The following is a 15955-nucleotide window of genomic DNA, read 5'->3' on the forward strand; positions in this document are numbered from 1 at the left end:
GCGGGCGTCAATCCGTGTTGATCCAGACGGCCTTGGTCTCGAGATATTCGTCGAGATGCTCGATGCCCCCTTCACGCCCATAGCCCGACATTTTGACCCCGCCAAAGGGCACGGCGGGGTCGATGGCGTGATACATGTTGATCCAGACATTCCCTGCCCTTAGCCGGCGCGCAAGCTTGTGGGCGGTCCCGAGATGGGTCGTAAAGACCCCGGCCGCCAGACCATAGGGCGTGTCATTCGCGCGGCGGACTACCTCGTCCAGATCGTCGAAGGGCATGGCCGAGATCACCGGGCCAAAGATCTCCTCGCGGGCGATCGTCATGTCGTCGCGGACCCCGGCAAAGACGGTCGGCGCGATGAAATGGCCGCCTGCATGGCCCGGACCCTCCAGCCGCGTGCCTCCGGTCACAAGCTCCGCGCCTTCGTCACGCCCGGCCTGCACGAAGCGCCCGATCCGGTCGGCCTGCCGCCCCGAGATGATCGGGCCGATCTCGGTCTCCGGATCGATGCCCGGACCCGTGCGCAGGTTGCGGGCATATTCCGCGACCCGCCGGACGAATTCGTCATGGATCTCGCGCGCGACAAAGAGGCGCGAACCCGCGATGCAGATCTGCCCGGAATTGGCAAAGACCGACATGGCAGCCACCGGCACGGCCTTGTCGATATCGGCGTCGCGACAGACGATCACCGGCGACTTGCCGCCAAGCTCCAGAGAGACCCGCTTGAGAGTTCCGGTCGCGGCCCGCGCGATCGACTGGCCGGTGGCGGTCGAGCCGGTAAAGACGATCTTGTCCACGCCGGGATGCATGGCCAGCGCCGCCCCCGCCTCGCTGCCAAGGCCGGTGACGATGTTCAGCACGCCCTCGGGCAATCCCGCCTCGGCCATCAGGCGGGCGATCATCAGGACCGTCAGCGAGGCTTCCTCAGAGGGTTTCAGCACGATCGTGCAGCCGGTCGCGAGGGCGGGCGCGATCTTCCAGACCGATCCCGCGATCGGCGCGTTCCAGGGGATGATCGCGCCCACCACCCCGACCGGTTCGCGCAGGGTCTGCGACAGGATCTCGCCCGGAAAGGAATTGGGGATCGTCGCGCCATGCAAGGCGACGGCCTGCCCGGCATAGAAACGCAGCATTCCCAGGACGCGCCGGCTATTGGCCAGCACGCGCGATATGGGCATTCCCATATCAAGCGTGTCCGACAGGCACAGATCCTGCCATTCCGCCTCGAACCGCTCGGCGATGCGCAGCAGGAGCGCCTGACGTTCAAAGGGCGTCCATCTTGCCCAAGGCCCCTCGAAGGCGCGCCGCGCCGCGGTGACGGCCGCGTCGATATCCGCCGCGCCCCCCTTTGGAACGGTGGCGAGCAAGCTGCCATCGGCGGGGTTTCTGGCCTCGAACACCTCGCCCGACGCGGCGGCGCACCATTTCCCGTCGACGAACATCGGCCTGAAGCCTTTGTCGTAAAGCGCGGCCGCGCGGGCCGACCAATCCTTCATCCGCCTTCCTCCCCGGTTCTCTCCACAAAGTGTGATGCCCCGCGCGGGGCATCACAAGGGGCGCGGGTCAGACCCTGTCCCAGGGCGCGGTGCGGTAGCCCAGCTCGGCGGCCATCCCGGCATCCCACTGATTGCGGCGGAACATCAGGTCGAACTCGTCATCGCGGGTGCCGGAATCGCGCATCCGATCAGTGGCCTTCTGCAGCTTGTGAATGAAATGCGATTGAGGGGTGTAGATCATCCGGTATGTGGTCAGGCTCAGCATCGTGTCGCAATAGGTGCGGTCCGAACGATAGTGCCGTCCATATTCGGCATCGAGCGGACCGATCTCGGCGATCAGCTCATGGCGGATATAGACCGCGAAAAACGCCGCATAGCTCAGTTCCAGCTCGCCCCCGTCATGAAAGGTCGGCACATGCGCGATGTTGCGGTGATGGGCCGAGATATTGACGTCGCAATCGCAACCCTCATCGGCAAAGGGAACATGGGTGCGCAGGGTCTTGGTCCCGGCGGGAAGGATCTGGCGCGGCACCGCCATGCCCAGATCTGGGCGCGCCAGGCAGGCGCGCTGCAATTCCTGGATCGCGCCGGGCTGCGCGATCGCGTCATTATTGAGCAGGACGATATCGACACCCGGCCCGGCCAGTTCGATGCCCTTGTTGACGGCCAGCGTGAAGCCAAAATTCTGCTCGAACTGGTGGTGGGTGATGCGGCCGGCCGCGTGCTGCGCCCTGAGATAGGCGCGCACCTCGGCGCAGGAGGCGTTGTCCACCACGATGATGCGCAGCATGCCCTGCCAGTCGCGGCCATCGAGCGCCTCGATGCATTCGGAAATGTCCTCGAGCGATTCCCAGTTCGGGATCACGACGGCGACCGGACGGGTCAGCTCGGCCTGGCCGAGCATGGCGAGATGCGCGGCGCGCCGTGCCGCCTGCTTGTCGCGTAGGATGTCGCGATGTCCCAGATGGGTCACGTCGTCGGTGATCGCATTCTCGGCCCGCTGATAGTGGTAGTTGCACAAGAGCACCGGGACCGATACGACGGTCCCCAATTCGGTTGCGCGCAGGGCCAGATCCCAGTCCACGAAGCGGCGCAGGCTTTCGTCGAAACCCCCGAGCCGGTCGAGGAAGGCACGGCGATGCACGATGACATTATTGTCGATGAAATTGCGGTTCTCGAGCAGGGCGACATTCAGATGCGCATAGCGGATGGCATGGGGAACCGTGCTGTCGCCCGCGAAAAGCAGCGCGCCGGAATAGATCATGTCCGCATGCGGCAGGCGGTCCAATGCAGCGACATGCGCCGCTAGAAAGCGCGGGTCCCAGGCATTGTCGCTGTCGAGATAGGCGATCACCTCTCCCTGCGCCTGTCTCAGGCCGGCATTGCGCGCGACCGTGACGCCGCAATTCCGGTCCAGCTCGATCAGCCGGATCCGGGGATCCGCGACGGCGCGGACAGCCGCGACGCTGCCGTCGCTGCTGCCGTCATCGATCACGATCAGTTCGAACCTGCCATAGGTCTGTGCAAGGACCGAGGCGATGGCGGTGCCCACCACCGTTTCACGGTTGAACATGGGCATGATGACGCTGACCAGCGGCGGGTCCTCCAGCGCCTTCGCGCGGCGGCAGAGTTCATTGGCGATTTTTTCCATCTGGGCGAAGCAGCGTTTGTCTTCTTCGATGAAGGGCGCGTCGATCTGCGGCTGGGTCATCGAGGATTTCAGGAAACCCTGGAAATCATGGTAGCTGCGCTCTGGGCGTGCCCAGGTGACGGTCCGCCGTGCCACGGTCGCGCCGCTTGCCTCGTCGATCAGTTCGACCTCGCGGGGCTTTCCATCGCAGATCTCGGGCGGCACGAGGATCTGGAAGGCATGGCGTCCCTCGTTGATCCCGGCGTTTTTCAGATCATCGCGATAGGCATTCGCCAAGGCCGAAAGCCGGTGCGACCCGATTCTGACGGTCGCCTTGCGCGGCACCTCGTCGCCGATCTGCGCCAGCCACCCCTTGAGATTCGGCCCGAAGGCGCCGTCGAGCGCACCCCGCGGCTTGAGCGCGCGCATCGTGGCTGCGGTCTTGGGAAAGAGCTTCTTTACCGTCGAAATATTCATGTCCTGTCCTTGGGCATCGGAAGCGGTCGTGTCAGAGGGATGCGCTGCTCCCGGCGGCTGGGGCGCATTGGCAGCGGACATCGCCAGGCAACCCGCGGCAATCAGGTCGGTCATGGAGGTCTCGGAGGTTTCGGCGATCCGGCTGCGATCGATCGCCTCGATCACGACATCCAGCAGGACGCCGCGCACCCAGAACCGGGGTCGCGCGAATGTCAGATCCGCGGTGACAGTTCCGGCAGGCGGCAATCCCAGCGCGGCACGAAGCCGGGGCGGAAGATCGCCCGGTGCTTCCGGCGCTTCATTGCTCAGCATGGATAACTGCGGCTCCGATGCGAAGCGCCCGATGAGGTCGGCGATGCCGTCCGGGCCGTCCGGCAGGTGATCCAGTCCCGATCCTTCGGTTTCCGCCAGACAGATCGCATCGAATTCGCGAAACCGGATGCTGGCCGCGATATCGACGAGATCCAGCGCGAGATTGCCCGATTGCTCGAACAGGCTTGCCTTGGCGAGCCGAGACGCGAGCCATGCCTCGGCCCTTTCCCTCCCACCAACCGGCGCAAGAACAACAGTCTGATCAAAGCGCTTGAGATCGGCCAGCCGGTCTTGCAAGCCGGCCAGATCCGCCGCATCTGACAGGACGAGGATCAGCGCAGCCCTGCCCTGATGTGGCCTGGCCAGGCGACCGTGACTTTGCCCGTTTACCAGGAAATCAAGCAGCGGATTGATGCGACGGTCGATGACCGCGCCATATTTCCCAACATAGAAACCGGTGTCGAACTGCGCCGAGGGGCTACGCCGCAGGAGACCGCCAAAGCGAAGAAAATGCTCAAGCGGATCAAGCCCCAGATGCGCGACATCGGGGTATCTGCGCAGATACCAATCGGCATCGAAATAGCCGCTCTCGCAGAGCATCTGCCTGCGTTCCTCGGTTGTGATCGGGCTCATTCAATCGTGCCTTTGACCTTGGGGGACAGATTCCTGAACCCGCGGGACAGGGCGCGCAACGGACGGGTCAAGGTCCATGAGGTGCTGGCGAGCAGCGCGGCGATCCGATGCTGTCGCTCTGCGGCAAGTGCACGTGTTCTTTCCAACTCGTCCCGCGTCTCAAGAAGATGCGTTGCGAGCGTCGCGATCTCGCGGCTCGTTTCGTTCCGGAGCGTGACATGGCTTGCTTCTACTGCATCGAGGCGGCGCTCGCGGCGTGCGAGCAGCGTTCTGGTCGCGCGTAATTTTTCCTCGGCGCTGGTCAGCGCGGCTTTTCGCTGCTCCGCCAGATCCCGGACCGTCGAGAGTTTTTCCTTGGCGGTGATCAGCGTGGCTCTTCTTTGCTCCGCCAGATCCCGTGCCTCGCGCAGCTTCTCTTCGGCGGCAAGAAGAACAGTTTTGCGCGCAGAGGATCTGTCATGCGCTTGCGCGAGCCTGGCTTCGAGATCGGTGATCCGGCTTTGCAAACGCTCGGTTTCCCGCGCTTTCGAAACGACCTCGGATGCCGCGGGAAGTGCTTCCGAAAAGGCCGCAGCCGCGCTGTCGAATTGCCGCGCCAGGGCGTCAAGTTCCGCGAAATCCTCGGCCCGCTCGGTTGTGGCGGACCAGAGATCCAGAATGCGCAGCGCGTCACGCAGCCAAGGGGAAAGCCGGGTGTCGAGCAGGATTTTGTCATGCCCGGTCCGGAAATGCTGAAGATCGGGCGTCACGAAACCGGGGTCTTGCGGGGCGCAGGCAGCGGGCCACGCCAGGCCAAGGCTGCGCCCGGCTCTGAGCGCCACCTGGGCCTGATCCTCGACCAGCTGCTCATATGACAGGAACATCCGGACCATTCCGCGGCTTTCGCGTTCGGCGTCAAGCACATGGCGCAGCCAGAGAAGCTGCCCATAGACGCGTGGAAAGCCATTGCGGCGCTGAAGCGACATGGCAACATCGACCGGGTTGCGATGGATATGCAGTACGGCGGGCCGAATCTCCAAGCGCTGGAATACCGCACGCCAGAACGGCAAGATCCGACAGATCCGCGGATCCTTGAGCACGAAAAGCGGGGCCGTGCCGAACTCGTCCTGCATGCATTCCAAGGCGCGTTCCTGCAGGTCCTGGGCCTCTTTCCCGGCGAGCCATGACATGTCGATCGAACGCCAATCGCTCCAATCGCTGCCCGAAGAGGCTAGGATGTCATCGTTCAGGGCACAGATGAGGCGCGATTCGAAGAACCCCTTGGGATTGCTTTCGCTGGCGGCGATCGGGCTGCGCGGAGCCACGGCCCCCATGCGGGACAATACCCCCGACAGGGCCGATGTCCCCGAGCGGTGCATCCCCAGCACGACAAGGCCGATACGTTCCTGCAAGGCGGTCAAGACTGCAATTCCCTTTCTCTCGGGCAAGATGTCGGCGGCGAATCCGATGTGCGATCTGTCAGGATGCGTTCCGCCAGCAGACGGAAATCATGCCGACCCTCTTCGAAGGGCAAAAGGCCACCCCCGGCCCCGGCAGCGATGGCACGGGCCAGAGCATCGCCCTGTGCGCCCAGCGGAAAGCCAAAGACCGGCAGGCCGGTCGCCAGCATCTCATGCGTCACATAAGAGAATGTCTCGGGCAGGATCGAGGGAAAGAGCCATCGCTCGATGCGGTATTTTCCGGCCAAGGCGGCCATTTTGGGAAGCTGGTAGGGGCCTGCCACAAACGAGGGCCGCGCCAGCCGGAAACCCGGCTCCAGATTTCCAAGGAGCACGATCCGCGCGTCGCCGCGTCGTGCAAGCTCGCGAGAGAGGCCGACCAGAATCCCCGCACCTTTCGGCCCGTTGATATTGCCCAGAACGCCGATGCTGCGCAGGCGGCCGATGTGTGGCGGTGCGGCCAGTCGCGGCACGGCATGGGGCAGATCATGCGGCGTGACCTTGATCCTGGCGGCATGTTCCGGCCAGGCATGCCCCACCAGCCGCTTTGAATTCTGCGAAAAGACCCGGATGATATCGGCCCGCGCCATCAGCCGGCCCCAGGCCTCGCGCCATTCGGCCAGACCGACCGAACGTCCGGATTCGGTGACATGATCATGTCCGGCATCGGCCGTGCCGGGCATCGGGACACCGCGAAACACGCCGTCCTTGTCGAGCAGGGTATATGTGGGGCTGAGCGGCAGGTAATCGTTGAAGGTCATCTCGACGCTCGACCCCTCGGCCGAGGCAAGCGCGAGCAGCAAATCCGGAATGGCCAGAGGATCCTTTGCCCCGACGCCGCAGGAATAAACGACATGAAGGCACCGCGCGAAGCGCAAGATCTCGGCTATGGCCGGTTCGGCGTCGGCCAGCGCCATGACGACACCCTGATGCCCGTGAAGCTCAAGCCGCCATGCCGGTGTCTGTCCGCAGCGCAGCACCAGCGCAAAGCCTGTCGCGTCAAGCTCACGGCGAAGGCGCTGCTGCAGATAGATGGCCGCCCCGCCGCCCAGCGAATGCGTCAGAAACAGCGCAAGCGACCGGCCCGAGGCCTGGGCCCGATCCGATGCCAGCGCGATGGACAAGGCGAGGCGCTGGGTCAGCAGGGGGTCATTGCGCAGAAATCCCTGAACGGCGGCGTCGTAGCCAGGATAGCGCCCCGAGATGATCTTGCCGTTTTGCCGGATCAGGCGCGCCTTGGTTTCGCTTCCGAAAGAGCTTCCGCCGATATGCTCGACGAAGAGAGCCGGGGTGATCAGGTTCCGTCCCCCGATTGCAGCCGCCCGCTGGCACCAATCGACCTCTTCGCCGTAACCCGCGCCGAAAGCCGTATCGAGTTCGGGAAGTTGGCGCAGGAAGTCCAGGTTCATCGCCATGCAAAACCCCACCCCGGTCGGCGCCTCGGCGCCTGCCTCGGCGGGGGCCTCGGCGTTCCCCAGGCCTTGCGCGACGGCGTCCAGCCGCTCTGCCTCGCCTGGGCGCAGGTGGAAACGCCTGCCCATGAAGGGCACATTGCAGATCTCGGCATCATTCGACATCGGCGTGACCGACGCGACGGTGGAATCCGCAATGATCGGCCCAAGTAGCCGCGAGGCCCAGCCCTTGGGGACAAGCGCATCGGAATTCAGCAAGACCGCATGTTCCTGCCGCCGGCGGGCCCGCTCCAGACCGCGATTGACCGAGCGGATGAAGCCAAGATTGGACGAGTTCTGCAAGAATTCGACGCGCTCCGGCCCGAGCCGCGCCCGCCAGGACAAGAGCAGTGGGCCGATCCTCGGATCGCTTGATGCGTCGTCGATGATGACGAGATGCCAGGGCAGGTCGGTATGCTCCTCGACCCGGCGCAAAACGTCGACGAGCAGGTCGTGACCATTATAGACGGGCAGGATGATGGTGATCGGCGTGGCATCTTGCGCAACCGGCCCGGCACCCTGCGCAACCGGCGCGGCCCGCAAGCGCGCGACATCGAGCGTGCCGGGCTCGACCGTGGCCGAACGGATTCGAGCGCCAAGACGCCGTCGCGCCTCGGGATCGCGATGGCGGATCCAGCGCAGTAATTCGGGAAGAACGGCATATATGAGCCGGGCAAAGCCTGCGACGAGCCGGGCGCGGTGTCGGGCGCGGGCGAACAGGCCGGGCGTGGCCAGCCTTTGGCCATGCGACTTCCCATCGGCGTGGACAGCAAGGGCGACTTCGGCCTGAGGCGCTGCCAGTCCCAGGCTGAAATCGAGCATTCCGTCCTGCGTCGCCGCGGATCTCTCGGCCAGAACCTCTTGTTCGCCGTCGGTCAGGATCACCCGCTCGGCGCGCACACGACCTGCGATCAAGATGCCCTCTGGGCTGACCCAATAGCGTTCGATCCGACCAAGATCACGTCCCTTCCTGTCCCTTATGGGTTCTGCGGGCATTGTGATACCCGGATGCTGGTGACAATACTCCGCGAAAGCGCGCCGAATATCATTCCGCATGAAATTGCCGGCATTTTATTCGAAGGCCCATTCTGCATTCCATCCAAATCCAGAGCGCGCATGGCCTTTGGTAGGCGTCGAGACCTTAATTCGCGGTTAATGCAGCATGACCGCGCCGAAAAATTCGTCGCAGCGGTCTGAGGGCCATTGGGCGGGATGCGACAATTGTAAGGAAATATTGCATCGGGACGGCCGGAAACATTTCCTTACAAAATTCCCGCCTCGGTAAACGCTTGCTCACCGTCGCGCTCTGGACGCTGCGCGCTCCTGACCTAGATCTGGTCTGACCGGGTCCGCCAGCCGTTTCGCCTCCCGTCGGGTTCACGGAACAGGAACGATGCGCAAGACCGCCGCCATTCTGACACTGCTGATCGTGCTACTGCTTGCGGGGGCCGCGGTCCTGTGCCTTGGGCTCGCGGGACAAGCCGCCGCTCCGCAATATCTTGCCGCAGCGGTGACCCGTGGCGATATTGAGGAGACCGTGATGGCCGAGGGCCAGCTCAAGCCCGAGCATCTCGTGGCGGTGGCGCGCAGGTCTCGGGGCGGATCACCTCGCTGCCGGTCGCGCACCCGCGTCACCGCGCCCTCGGATGGCACGGTGCTGGCGATCGTCAATCAGGCCGGGCAGACCGTGAATGCGGTGCAATTCTCGCCCACGATCGTCGTGCTGGGCCAGCTCGACCGGATGAGCGTCCATGCCACCATCTCCTAGGCCGATATCGCCCGTGTCGCGCCGGGCCAGAAGGTCCGTTTCCACCTGATCGGGGACAATCGGCGCAGCTACCTATCGGTCCTGCGCGAGATTGCGCCCGCGCCCCAGAGCATCGTCAATGACAGCGCGATCGACCCCGACAGCGCCTCGGACAGCACGATCGAGGCGATCTATTTCACCGGCATCATTCCCGTCGTAAATCCCGATGGCGACCTGCCGCGCTGGTCAGCATCATTCTAGGTGAGGGAAAGGGCGCGCTGACCATCTCTTCGGCTGCGCTGGGGGCGCAGAGTGACGACGGGACCCATGCCGTGCGCGTCCTTGGCCCGGACGGCAAGGTGCAGTCCCGCAAGGTGCGGATCGGCCTGAACGACAAGGTCATGGCCGAAGTGCTCGAGGGCCTCACCGAAGGCGAACTGGTCATGACCGGCGAGGCCAGCGCCCCTTCGCAAGGCACGACGAACCGGCGGTTGATGGGCCCGCCGCCGATTGGGGGCTGAGATGGGGCCGCTGATCCGACTGGCGGGGATTTCGCGCAGCTATCCCTCGGGCGAGGGGCGGGCGGTTGCAGGTGCTGCGCGATATCGACCTGACCATCGCACAGGGCGAGTTCATTGCGAGCGTGGGCGCTTCGGGCTCGGGAAAATCCACGCTGATGAAAATCCTGGGCGGGCTCGATCGGCCAAGCGCGGGCAGCTACCGGCTGGACGGGCGCGAGGTGACCACGCTCGTCCCGGTCAATCGGCGAGCCAGCGGCGGGAGTTCTTTGGCTCCGTGTTCCAGCGCTATCATCTTCTGGCAGAGATGACCGCGCTCGGAAATGTCGAGGTCCCGGCGATCTGTCGCGGGCTGTCCGCAGCCGCGCGCCGCGAGCGGGCGGCGGCCCTGCTGGGTCGGCAGGGCGTGGGCGATCACCTGGGACATTATCCCGGCCAGCTTTCCGGCGGGCAGCAGCAGCGGGTCTCGATCGCGCGGGCGCTGGTCAATGATGCGCGGGTGATCCTGGCCGACGAGCCGACCGGCGCTTTGGACACCCGCAGCGGCGAGGAGGTCCTTGCCATTCTCGATGAGCTGAATGCCGAGAGCCGGGCCGTCATCCTCGTCACGCATGAGGCCAAGGTGGCGGCGCGGGAGAAACGCGTGATCGAGATCGCCGATGGCCGGATCGTCGCGGGCTGGGGCGTCGAAAGCGCTGCCCCGCCCGCGAAGGCCCAGCCCGCCCAGCGAACCGGCCGCATTCCCGTGATCGGGCGATTGGCCGAGGCGCTGCGCATGGCGCTGCTGGCGATGCGGGGACATAAGCTTCGCAGCTTCCTGACCATGCCGCGCGGGGCGGGGCGCAATCCGCTGTCGCGACCGGGCTGGAACGGGCGCGACTGCGCCTGATGCGCGGCCACATGCAAATACCGCGGTCCGTTCGCGTGCTGCGGTCCCGGACGCTGATCCCCGGCGCGCCCTTCGCGGTGACGATCCTGCGGCGGTTTCGGGCAGTCCTTGGCGCGGCATTCCCGAGGCCGCTGCTCATGGTCCTTTCCCGGCCGGGCATCCTGACGGTGTTCGCATTGCGGCGGTTTCGGACATTTCTTGTCATCCTGTCGGCAGGCGGGCGGCGGGTCTGCCGGGCGGTTCTGGGCATTTGCTGTCTGGATCGTGCCCAAGCTTGTTGCCGCGATCGCGACCATCATCAGAAATCGACGCATCGTCTGTCCTTTTTTGCTCGATTTGGCCTGCCGTGCGCGTGGCAGAGCCGATCCCTAGCCCGCGACCATGTCCCGGATTGGTCCTTCAGGTGACGAAAGATGTCCCCGAGGGGGGAATGGTGACTGCCTGTTTCGGCAGATCGCGCAGCAAAACTTAGTCACAAACTTGGCCCGGCATGCTGTCCGCATTCCGGTTGGAAAGAGGCAAGAAATGGGTGAACGCGCATGAAGCATATTCTGGTCGTCGATGACGATCCCAAGATCCGCAGCCTTCTGCGCCGCTATCTCGAGGGTCAGGGGTTGCGCGTCTCGGTCGCGGCGGACCGCCGCGAATGCGAGGCGCGGATCGCGGATTTGCGTCCCGACATCATTATCCTTGACGTGATGCTGCCGGACGGCTCGGGCCTTGATATCTGCCGCAACCTGCATGAGCGTCGCCCGGATCTGCGGATCATCCTGCTAACCGCGCTGAAAGAGGATGTCGACCGCATCATCGGGCTGGAACTGGGCGCGGATGACTATCTGGGCAAGCCCTTCAACCCCCGCGAACTGGTCGCCCGGATCAAGGCCGTGCTGCGCCGCTCGAGCGTCGATGATCCGCCTACGCCCGAGCCGCGGATCTATGGTTTCGCCGGTTTCACCGTTGATCCGGGCCAGCGCCGTGGTCTTGCCGAGGATGGCAGCGAGGTCGAACTGACCGGTGCCGAATTCGATCTGCTGCATGTCTTTCTGGAACGTCCGGCGCGGCTCTTGTCGCGCGACCAGCTTCTGGACCTGACGCAGGGCCAGGGCCGGGGCCAGGGCCGGGGCCGGGGCCGGGGCCGGGGCCGCGATCCGCTGGATCGCTCGGTCGATGTGCTGATGAGCCGCCTGCGCCGAAAGCTGGCCGAAAAGGTGCGGGAAACGATCTTTCGCACGGTGCGGAATGGCGGCTACCAGCTTGCCATGCCGGTGACAGTCGGAAACGCGCGGGACTGAGCCAAGGATGAACTCGCTTAGGACCTGCATCGCCGCCCTCCTGATCGACGCGATCGCAGCCCCGCCCGGGGTGGGGCCGAGGCCCGCGCCATCGAATTCCTGCGCCATGCCCTTGCCCGGACGGGGGACCCCTTGGCCGCGCTGGTCACCCGCGAGCCCGGACAGGCCGCGCTGAGCGTGTCTGTCCCGGTCGGCGGCGAAAGCTGGCTCGTGCTGCCGCTTCCGGACCTGTCGCCGCCGCCGGAGCAACGGCGGGTTCTGGCGATCTGGCTTTCGCTGATGGGTCTGGGCAGCGCGGCCATTGCCATCCATGTCGCGGGAAGGTTGGTGCGCCCGCTGCAACTGATCGAACGGGCGGTGGAAAAGGTCGGCCCCGACGGGATGATGCAACCCTTGCCCGAGGCCGGTCCCGCCGAGGCGCGCGCCAGTTGGGCGGCGCGATGTAAAGCCGGATGCGCCTTGTCGCTGCGGCGGGGCACGACCTGCGCACTCCCATGACACGGATGCGCCTGCGCGCCGAATTCATCGAGGATGGCGAAGGGCGGCAGAAATGGCTCGCCGATCTCGAAGAGCCGGACATGATCGCCGACAGCGCGATCCGCGCTTCTGCGCGAAGAGGTCGGCCCGGATGCGATCGAAGCGCTGCGGCTGGACCGGCTCTTGACCGAGGTCGCCGAGGAATTGCGCGGGTTGGGTCACCCCGTAACGCTGGGTGCGTTGCCACCTGTCGAGGTCACCGCAGGGCCGCTCGCGATCAAGCGCGCGCTGCGCAACCTGATCTCCAATGCCGCGACCCATGGCAAGGGGGCCGAGGTGACGCTGGCCCGGCAAGGCGACGCGGCAATAGTGCGGATCCGCGACAATGGTCCGGGCGTCCGAGGACCTGATCTGGCGCGTGTTCGAGCCGTTCTTCCGCGTCGATCAGGCCCGGCACAAATCCGTGCCGGTGGCCGGGCTTGGCCTTGCCGTCGCGTGCGAGATCATCGAACGCCACAAGGGCAGCATCACCATCAGAAACCGCGAGCCGCAGGGGCTTGAGCAGATCTGCCGGCTGCCTCTTTCGCGACCATCCGATCGGCGTCTCTAGGCCCGAGGCTGGCCCTCCGGTCTCGGGCGGATCTCGCCATCGACCAGAACCATGACATCGCCCCGGCTGGCGCGCTCGATCCGGGCCGAGACGTCCCAGACGCGGGCCAGAAGTTCGGGCCGCAGCACCTCGGACGGGCTGCCCGAGATTGCCAGCCTGCCCTGCGACAGGACCAGCAGCCGGTCTGCCCAGCGGGCGGCATGGGCCAGATCATGCAGCACCGCGATCACCGTCTTGCCCTCGCGCGCAAGGGCGCGGGCGATCGACAGGACGCGATGGCTGCGCGCCATGTCCAGCGCGGATGTGGGCTCGTCCAGCAGGATAAGGGGCGGGTCGCGCACCAGGACCTGCGCCAGTGCGACAAGCTGCATCTGCCCGCCCGACAGATGCGACAGGGGCCGCAGCGCCAGCTCCATGACGCCGACCCGGTCAAGCGCGGCAAGGGCGCGGTGCTCGGCGCTGCGCCCCCCGGCCAAGCGTCCCGCCAATCCGCCTCCGGAATGGAGGGCGACGATTAGGCTGTCGAGGACCGACAGATCGCTGCCGCTCGCGCTTTGCTGGGGCATGAAGCCGATCAGCGCCGCCCGCTCGGCAGCCGGGATCTGGCGCAGATCGCGCCCGCCCAGGGTGATTTCGCCGCGATAGGGCAGGACCTGCGCGATGCTGCGCAGAAGCGTCGATTTCCCCGCCGCATTCGGACCGGCCAGGACGGTCAGCGCGCCGGGCTGGATCGGGGGCAGGTCTAGCCCGTCGATGACCCGGGCGCGGTCGCGGATGACGGTCAGACCGGCGATGGCGAGTCCTTTCATCTGCGTCCTCCGCGCGTCAGGATCAGCAGGAAAAAGATCGGCAATCCCACAAGCGAGGTCACGATCCCCAAAGGCAGCAGGATCCCCGGCACCAGCATCTTGGCCGCGACCGAGGCAAGCGAGGTCAGCAACGCGCCCGCGAAGACGCTGGCCGGCAGCAGCAGGCGATGATCCTCGCCCACGGCCAGTCGCGCCATATGCGGCCCGGCCAGCCCGACAAAGCCGATCACACCGACCAGAGACACGGCTGCCCCGGCGAGCAGGCTGACCCGGATCAGCGCAAAGCGCCGCAGCCTTGCGACGTTCAGGCCAAAGGCCTCGGCCCGGTCGGAGCCCAGCCGCAGCGCCGTCATCTGCCATGCCGCACGCAGCGAAAAGGGCAGGCAGGCCGCCAGCACGAGCGCCAGCATGGCGATCCCATCCCACCGCGCCGAGGCGAGGCTGCCCATGGTCCAGAACACCAGTTGCTGCAAGGCGTCAGGCGAGGCGATGAACTGCACCAGCGCCAGCAGCGCGGCGGCGGTGAAATTGATCGCGATGCCCAAGAGGATCACCGTCTCGGTCCCGCCTCCGCGCAGGCTCGAGATCAGATGCAAGAGCCCAAGCGCCCCCAGCGAGAACAGGAAGGCATTGGCCGAGACCGCCCAATGGCCCGGCAGGCCCGGCACGGAAAGGCCGAGCACCAGCGCGACCCCCGCCCCCAGCGCCGCCGAGGCCGAGACGCCCAGCGTAAAGGGCTCGGCCAGCGGGTTCTCCAGTACGGTCTGCATCTCGGTCCCGGCGAGAGACAGCAGCGCGCCGACCAGCACCGCGAGGACCGCGACCGGCAAGCGGACCTGCCAGACGATGATGCTGTTCGTGGCCGATGTCTCGGGACCGACCAGCAGCGCATCGCGGATCTGTGTCAGCGTCAGGCCCGCCGGGCCCGAGCAGAGATCCAGCAGCATCGCGCCGAAAGCGGCAAGTGCCAGCGCGACGACCAGCCATGCGCGCCTGTGCTTTTGCCGCCGGTGGCTGGCAAGGATCTGTGCCGCAGTCATGGTTGGTCCAGCCACCAGCTGCCAGAGACCCGGACCGGGGAAAAGCGCCGCTCCATCTCGTCGAGCGTCGCGTCGGGATCGAGATCGGCGAAAAGCTGCGGGTGAAAGCTTTTCGCCAGATATTCGACCAGCGCGACATGCAGGGGCGTGTCGTTGAACAGGTGCCAGATCGCATGGGTGCGGCCCTCGCGCACCGCCCGAAGCTGCGCGATCCCCGGCGCCGCGAGCAGAGCGCGAAAACTGGCCTGCGCATCCTCGTTCGGGACGCCCGCGCCAAGAACCAGCCCGCCGCGCGCCGCCATATGCTGGCCTCCGGTCGCAAGCAGGACATCGGGATCGGCGACCAGCAGATTCTCGAGCCCGACATTGCCCATCACGCCGGGCACCATCTCGCGTCCGATATTCTGCCCGCCCGCAGCCGTGATGAAGGCGTCATACACCCCCGGACCGACAGTCGAGCAGCATTTTTCGGGCGTCGCGTGAACCTGCACAAAGACCCGTGCGGGAGCAGGCGCGGCTTGTTCGAGCCGTTGGCGGATCGCATCCAGACGGCTGCTGTAGAGTGCCGCCAGTTCGGTGGCGCGGGCCTCGGCACCGGTCAGGCGCCCCAGCAGCTCAAGGCTGGCCGGGGTGTTCTCGATGGGCTGGCTGAAAAAGTCGATGAAGGCGACGGGGATTCCCGCCGCGCGGATCTGGCTGATCGGCTGCTGCAATTGCGGGTCGGAATGATCCATCAGCGACAGCAGCAAGAGATCGGGTTGCAGCGCGATGACCTGCTCGACCGAAATTTGGCGATTTCCCGCCCCCACGGTGGCAATCCCCGCAATCTGGGGAAAGCGTGCCGCATAGGCCGCGCTGGTCGCGGGGTCGATGCCCTTGTCCGTGCGCCAGCCTGCGACCAGTGCGACGGGATCCTTGTGCAGCATGCCCAGAACGGTCAGGTGGCGACCCTCGCCCAGGACGATGCGCCGGGCCGGGGCGGGCAGGGTGACGCGCTGGCCCGTCACATCCGTGGCCCAGATATCGGCCCGCGCGGCCATGACCGTGCCCAGCACGAGCAAACTGGCAAGGCAAAGGCGCTGGATCGTCGCCATCCAGCCAAAGACGCGTTCGCGGTTCATATTCTGTCCTTGGTC

13 protein-coding genes and 1 pseudogene are annotated in these 15955 nt (G+C 65.8%); 7 read left to right on the forward strand and 7 right to left on the reverse strand.

All coding sequences use genetic code 11. The features are described 5' to 3' along the window. Positions 1–7: 7 nt before the first annotated feature. The 4 genes from ESZ60_RS15790 to ESZ60_RS15805 form a co-directional block, all read right to left on the reverse strand. Positions 8–1495: an aldehyde dehydrogenase family protein gene (locus ESZ60_RS15790; RefSeq protein ID WP_134681694.1), complete on the reverse strand. Its 1488-nt coding sequence runs from the start codon at positions 1493–1495 to the stop codon at positions 8–10. A 67-nt stretch (positions 1496–1562) separates the two neighbouring features. Further along, entirely contained in the window at positions 1563–4547 is a 2985-nt protein-coding gene (locus ESZ60_RS15795) for a glycosyltransferase (protein ID WP_134681695.1), read from the reverse strand. After that, on the reverse strand, positions 4544–5947 hold the full coding sequence (locus ESZ60_RS15800) for a sulfotransferase family protein (protein WP_134681696.1): 1404 nt from the start codon (positions 5945–5947) through the stop codon (positions 4544–4546). The genes ESZ60_RS15795 and ESZ60_RS15800 overlap by 4 nt, the downstream gene beginning before the upstream one ends. Then, positions 5944–8433 (reverse strand): glycosyltransferase, encoded by a 2490-nt coding sequence (locus tag ESZ60_RS15805; RefSeq protein WP_167620182.1) that lies wholly within the window; start codon positions 8431–8433, stop codon positions 5944–5946. Before ESZ60_RS15805 ends, ESZ60_RS15800 begins: the two co-directional genes overlap by 4 nt. Before the next feature lie 397 nt (positions 8434–8830). On the opposite strand from ESZ60_RS15805, the gene ESZ60_RS21340 reads away from it, so the two are divergent. The 7 genes and pseudogenes from ESZ60_RS21340 (at position 8831) to ESZ60_RS21800 (ending at position 12970) form a co-directional block, all read left to right on the forward strand. Continuing rightward, complete coding sequence (locus tag ESZ60_RS21340) at positions 8831–9205, forward strand: hypothetical protein (RefSeq protein ID WP_245155723.1); 375 nt, start codon at positions 8831–8833, stop codon at positions 9203–9205. Between the two features lie 311 nt (positions 9206–9516). Next, positions 9517–9705, forward strand: a complete 189-nt coding sequence (locus ESZ60_RS21345; RefSeq protein ID WP_245155724.1) for a permuted SH3 domain-containing protein — start codon at positions 9517–9519, stop codon at positions 9703–9705. 71 nt (positions 9706–9776) lie between these two features. Then, complete coding sequence (locus tag ESZ60_RS21690; protein WP_280634005.1) at positions 9777–10013, forward strand: ATP-binding cassette domain-containing protein; 237 nt, start codon at positions 9777–9779, stop codon at positions 10011–10013. After that, positions 9980–10591, forward strand: coding sequence for an ABC transporter ATP-binding protein (locus ESZ60_RS15815; RefSeq protein WP_280634004.1), 612 nt, complete (start codon positions 9980–9982; stop codon positions 10589–10591). The genes ESZ60_RS21690 and ESZ60_RS15815 overlap by 34 nt, the downstream gene beginning before the upstream one ends. Positions 10592–11130: 539 nt before the next feature. Beyond that, a complete protein-coding gene (locus tag ESZ60_RS15820; protein ID WP_134681698.1) occupies positions 11131–11883 on the forward strand; it encodes a response regulator in 753 nt (250 codons plus the stop codon). A 132-nt stretch (positions 11884–12015) separates the two neighbouring features. After that, positions 12016–12381, forward strand: a complete 366-nt coding sequence (locus ESZ60_RS21350; RefSeq protein ID WP_245155725.1) for a hypothetical protein — start codon at positions 12016–12018, stop codon at positions 12379–12381. 219 nt (positions 12382–12600) lie between these two features. Continuing rightward, positions 12601–12970: pseudogene (locus ESZ60_RS21800) on the forward strand (ATP-binding protein). Here ESZ60_RS21800 and ESZ60_RS15830 read toward each other — a convergent pair. Genes ESZ60_RS15830 through ESZ60_RS15840 form a run of 3 tightly spaced genes read right to left on the reverse strand, consistent with a single transcriptional unit; the run spans position 12967 to position 15940 of the window. Then, positions 12967–13779: an ABC transporter ATP-binding protein gene (locus tag ESZ60_RS15830; protein WP_134681699.1), complete on the reverse strand. Its 813-nt coding sequence runs from the start codon at positions 13777–13779 to the stop codon at positions 12967–12969. The pseudogene ESZ60_RS21800 and the gene ESZ60_RS15830 overlap by 4 nt on opposite strands. Further along, complete coding sequence (locus ESZ60_RS15835) at positions 13776–14819, reverse strand: FecCD family ABC transporter permease (protein WP_134681700.1); 1044 nt, start codon at positions 14817–14819, stop codon at positions 13776–13778. Before ESZ60_RS15835 ends, ESZ60_RS15830 begins: the two co-directional genes overlap by 4 nt. After that, the gene (locus ESZ60_RS15840) at positions 14816–15940 is read right to left on the reverse strand and encodes an ABC transporter substrate-binding protein (RefSeq protein WP_245155727.1); all 1125 of its coding nucleotides are present in this window, start codon (positions 15938–15940) and stop codon (positions 14816–14818) included. The genes ESZ60_RS15835 and ESZ60_RS15840 overlap by 4 nt, the downstream gene beginning before the upstream one ends. Positions 15941–15955: the final 15 nt, after the last annotated feature.

The organism is Paracoccus ravus (assembly GCF_004522175.1).
GTDB lineage: Bacteria > Pseudomonadota > Alphaproteobacteria > Rhodobacterales > Rhodobacteraceae > Paracoccus > Paracoccus ravus.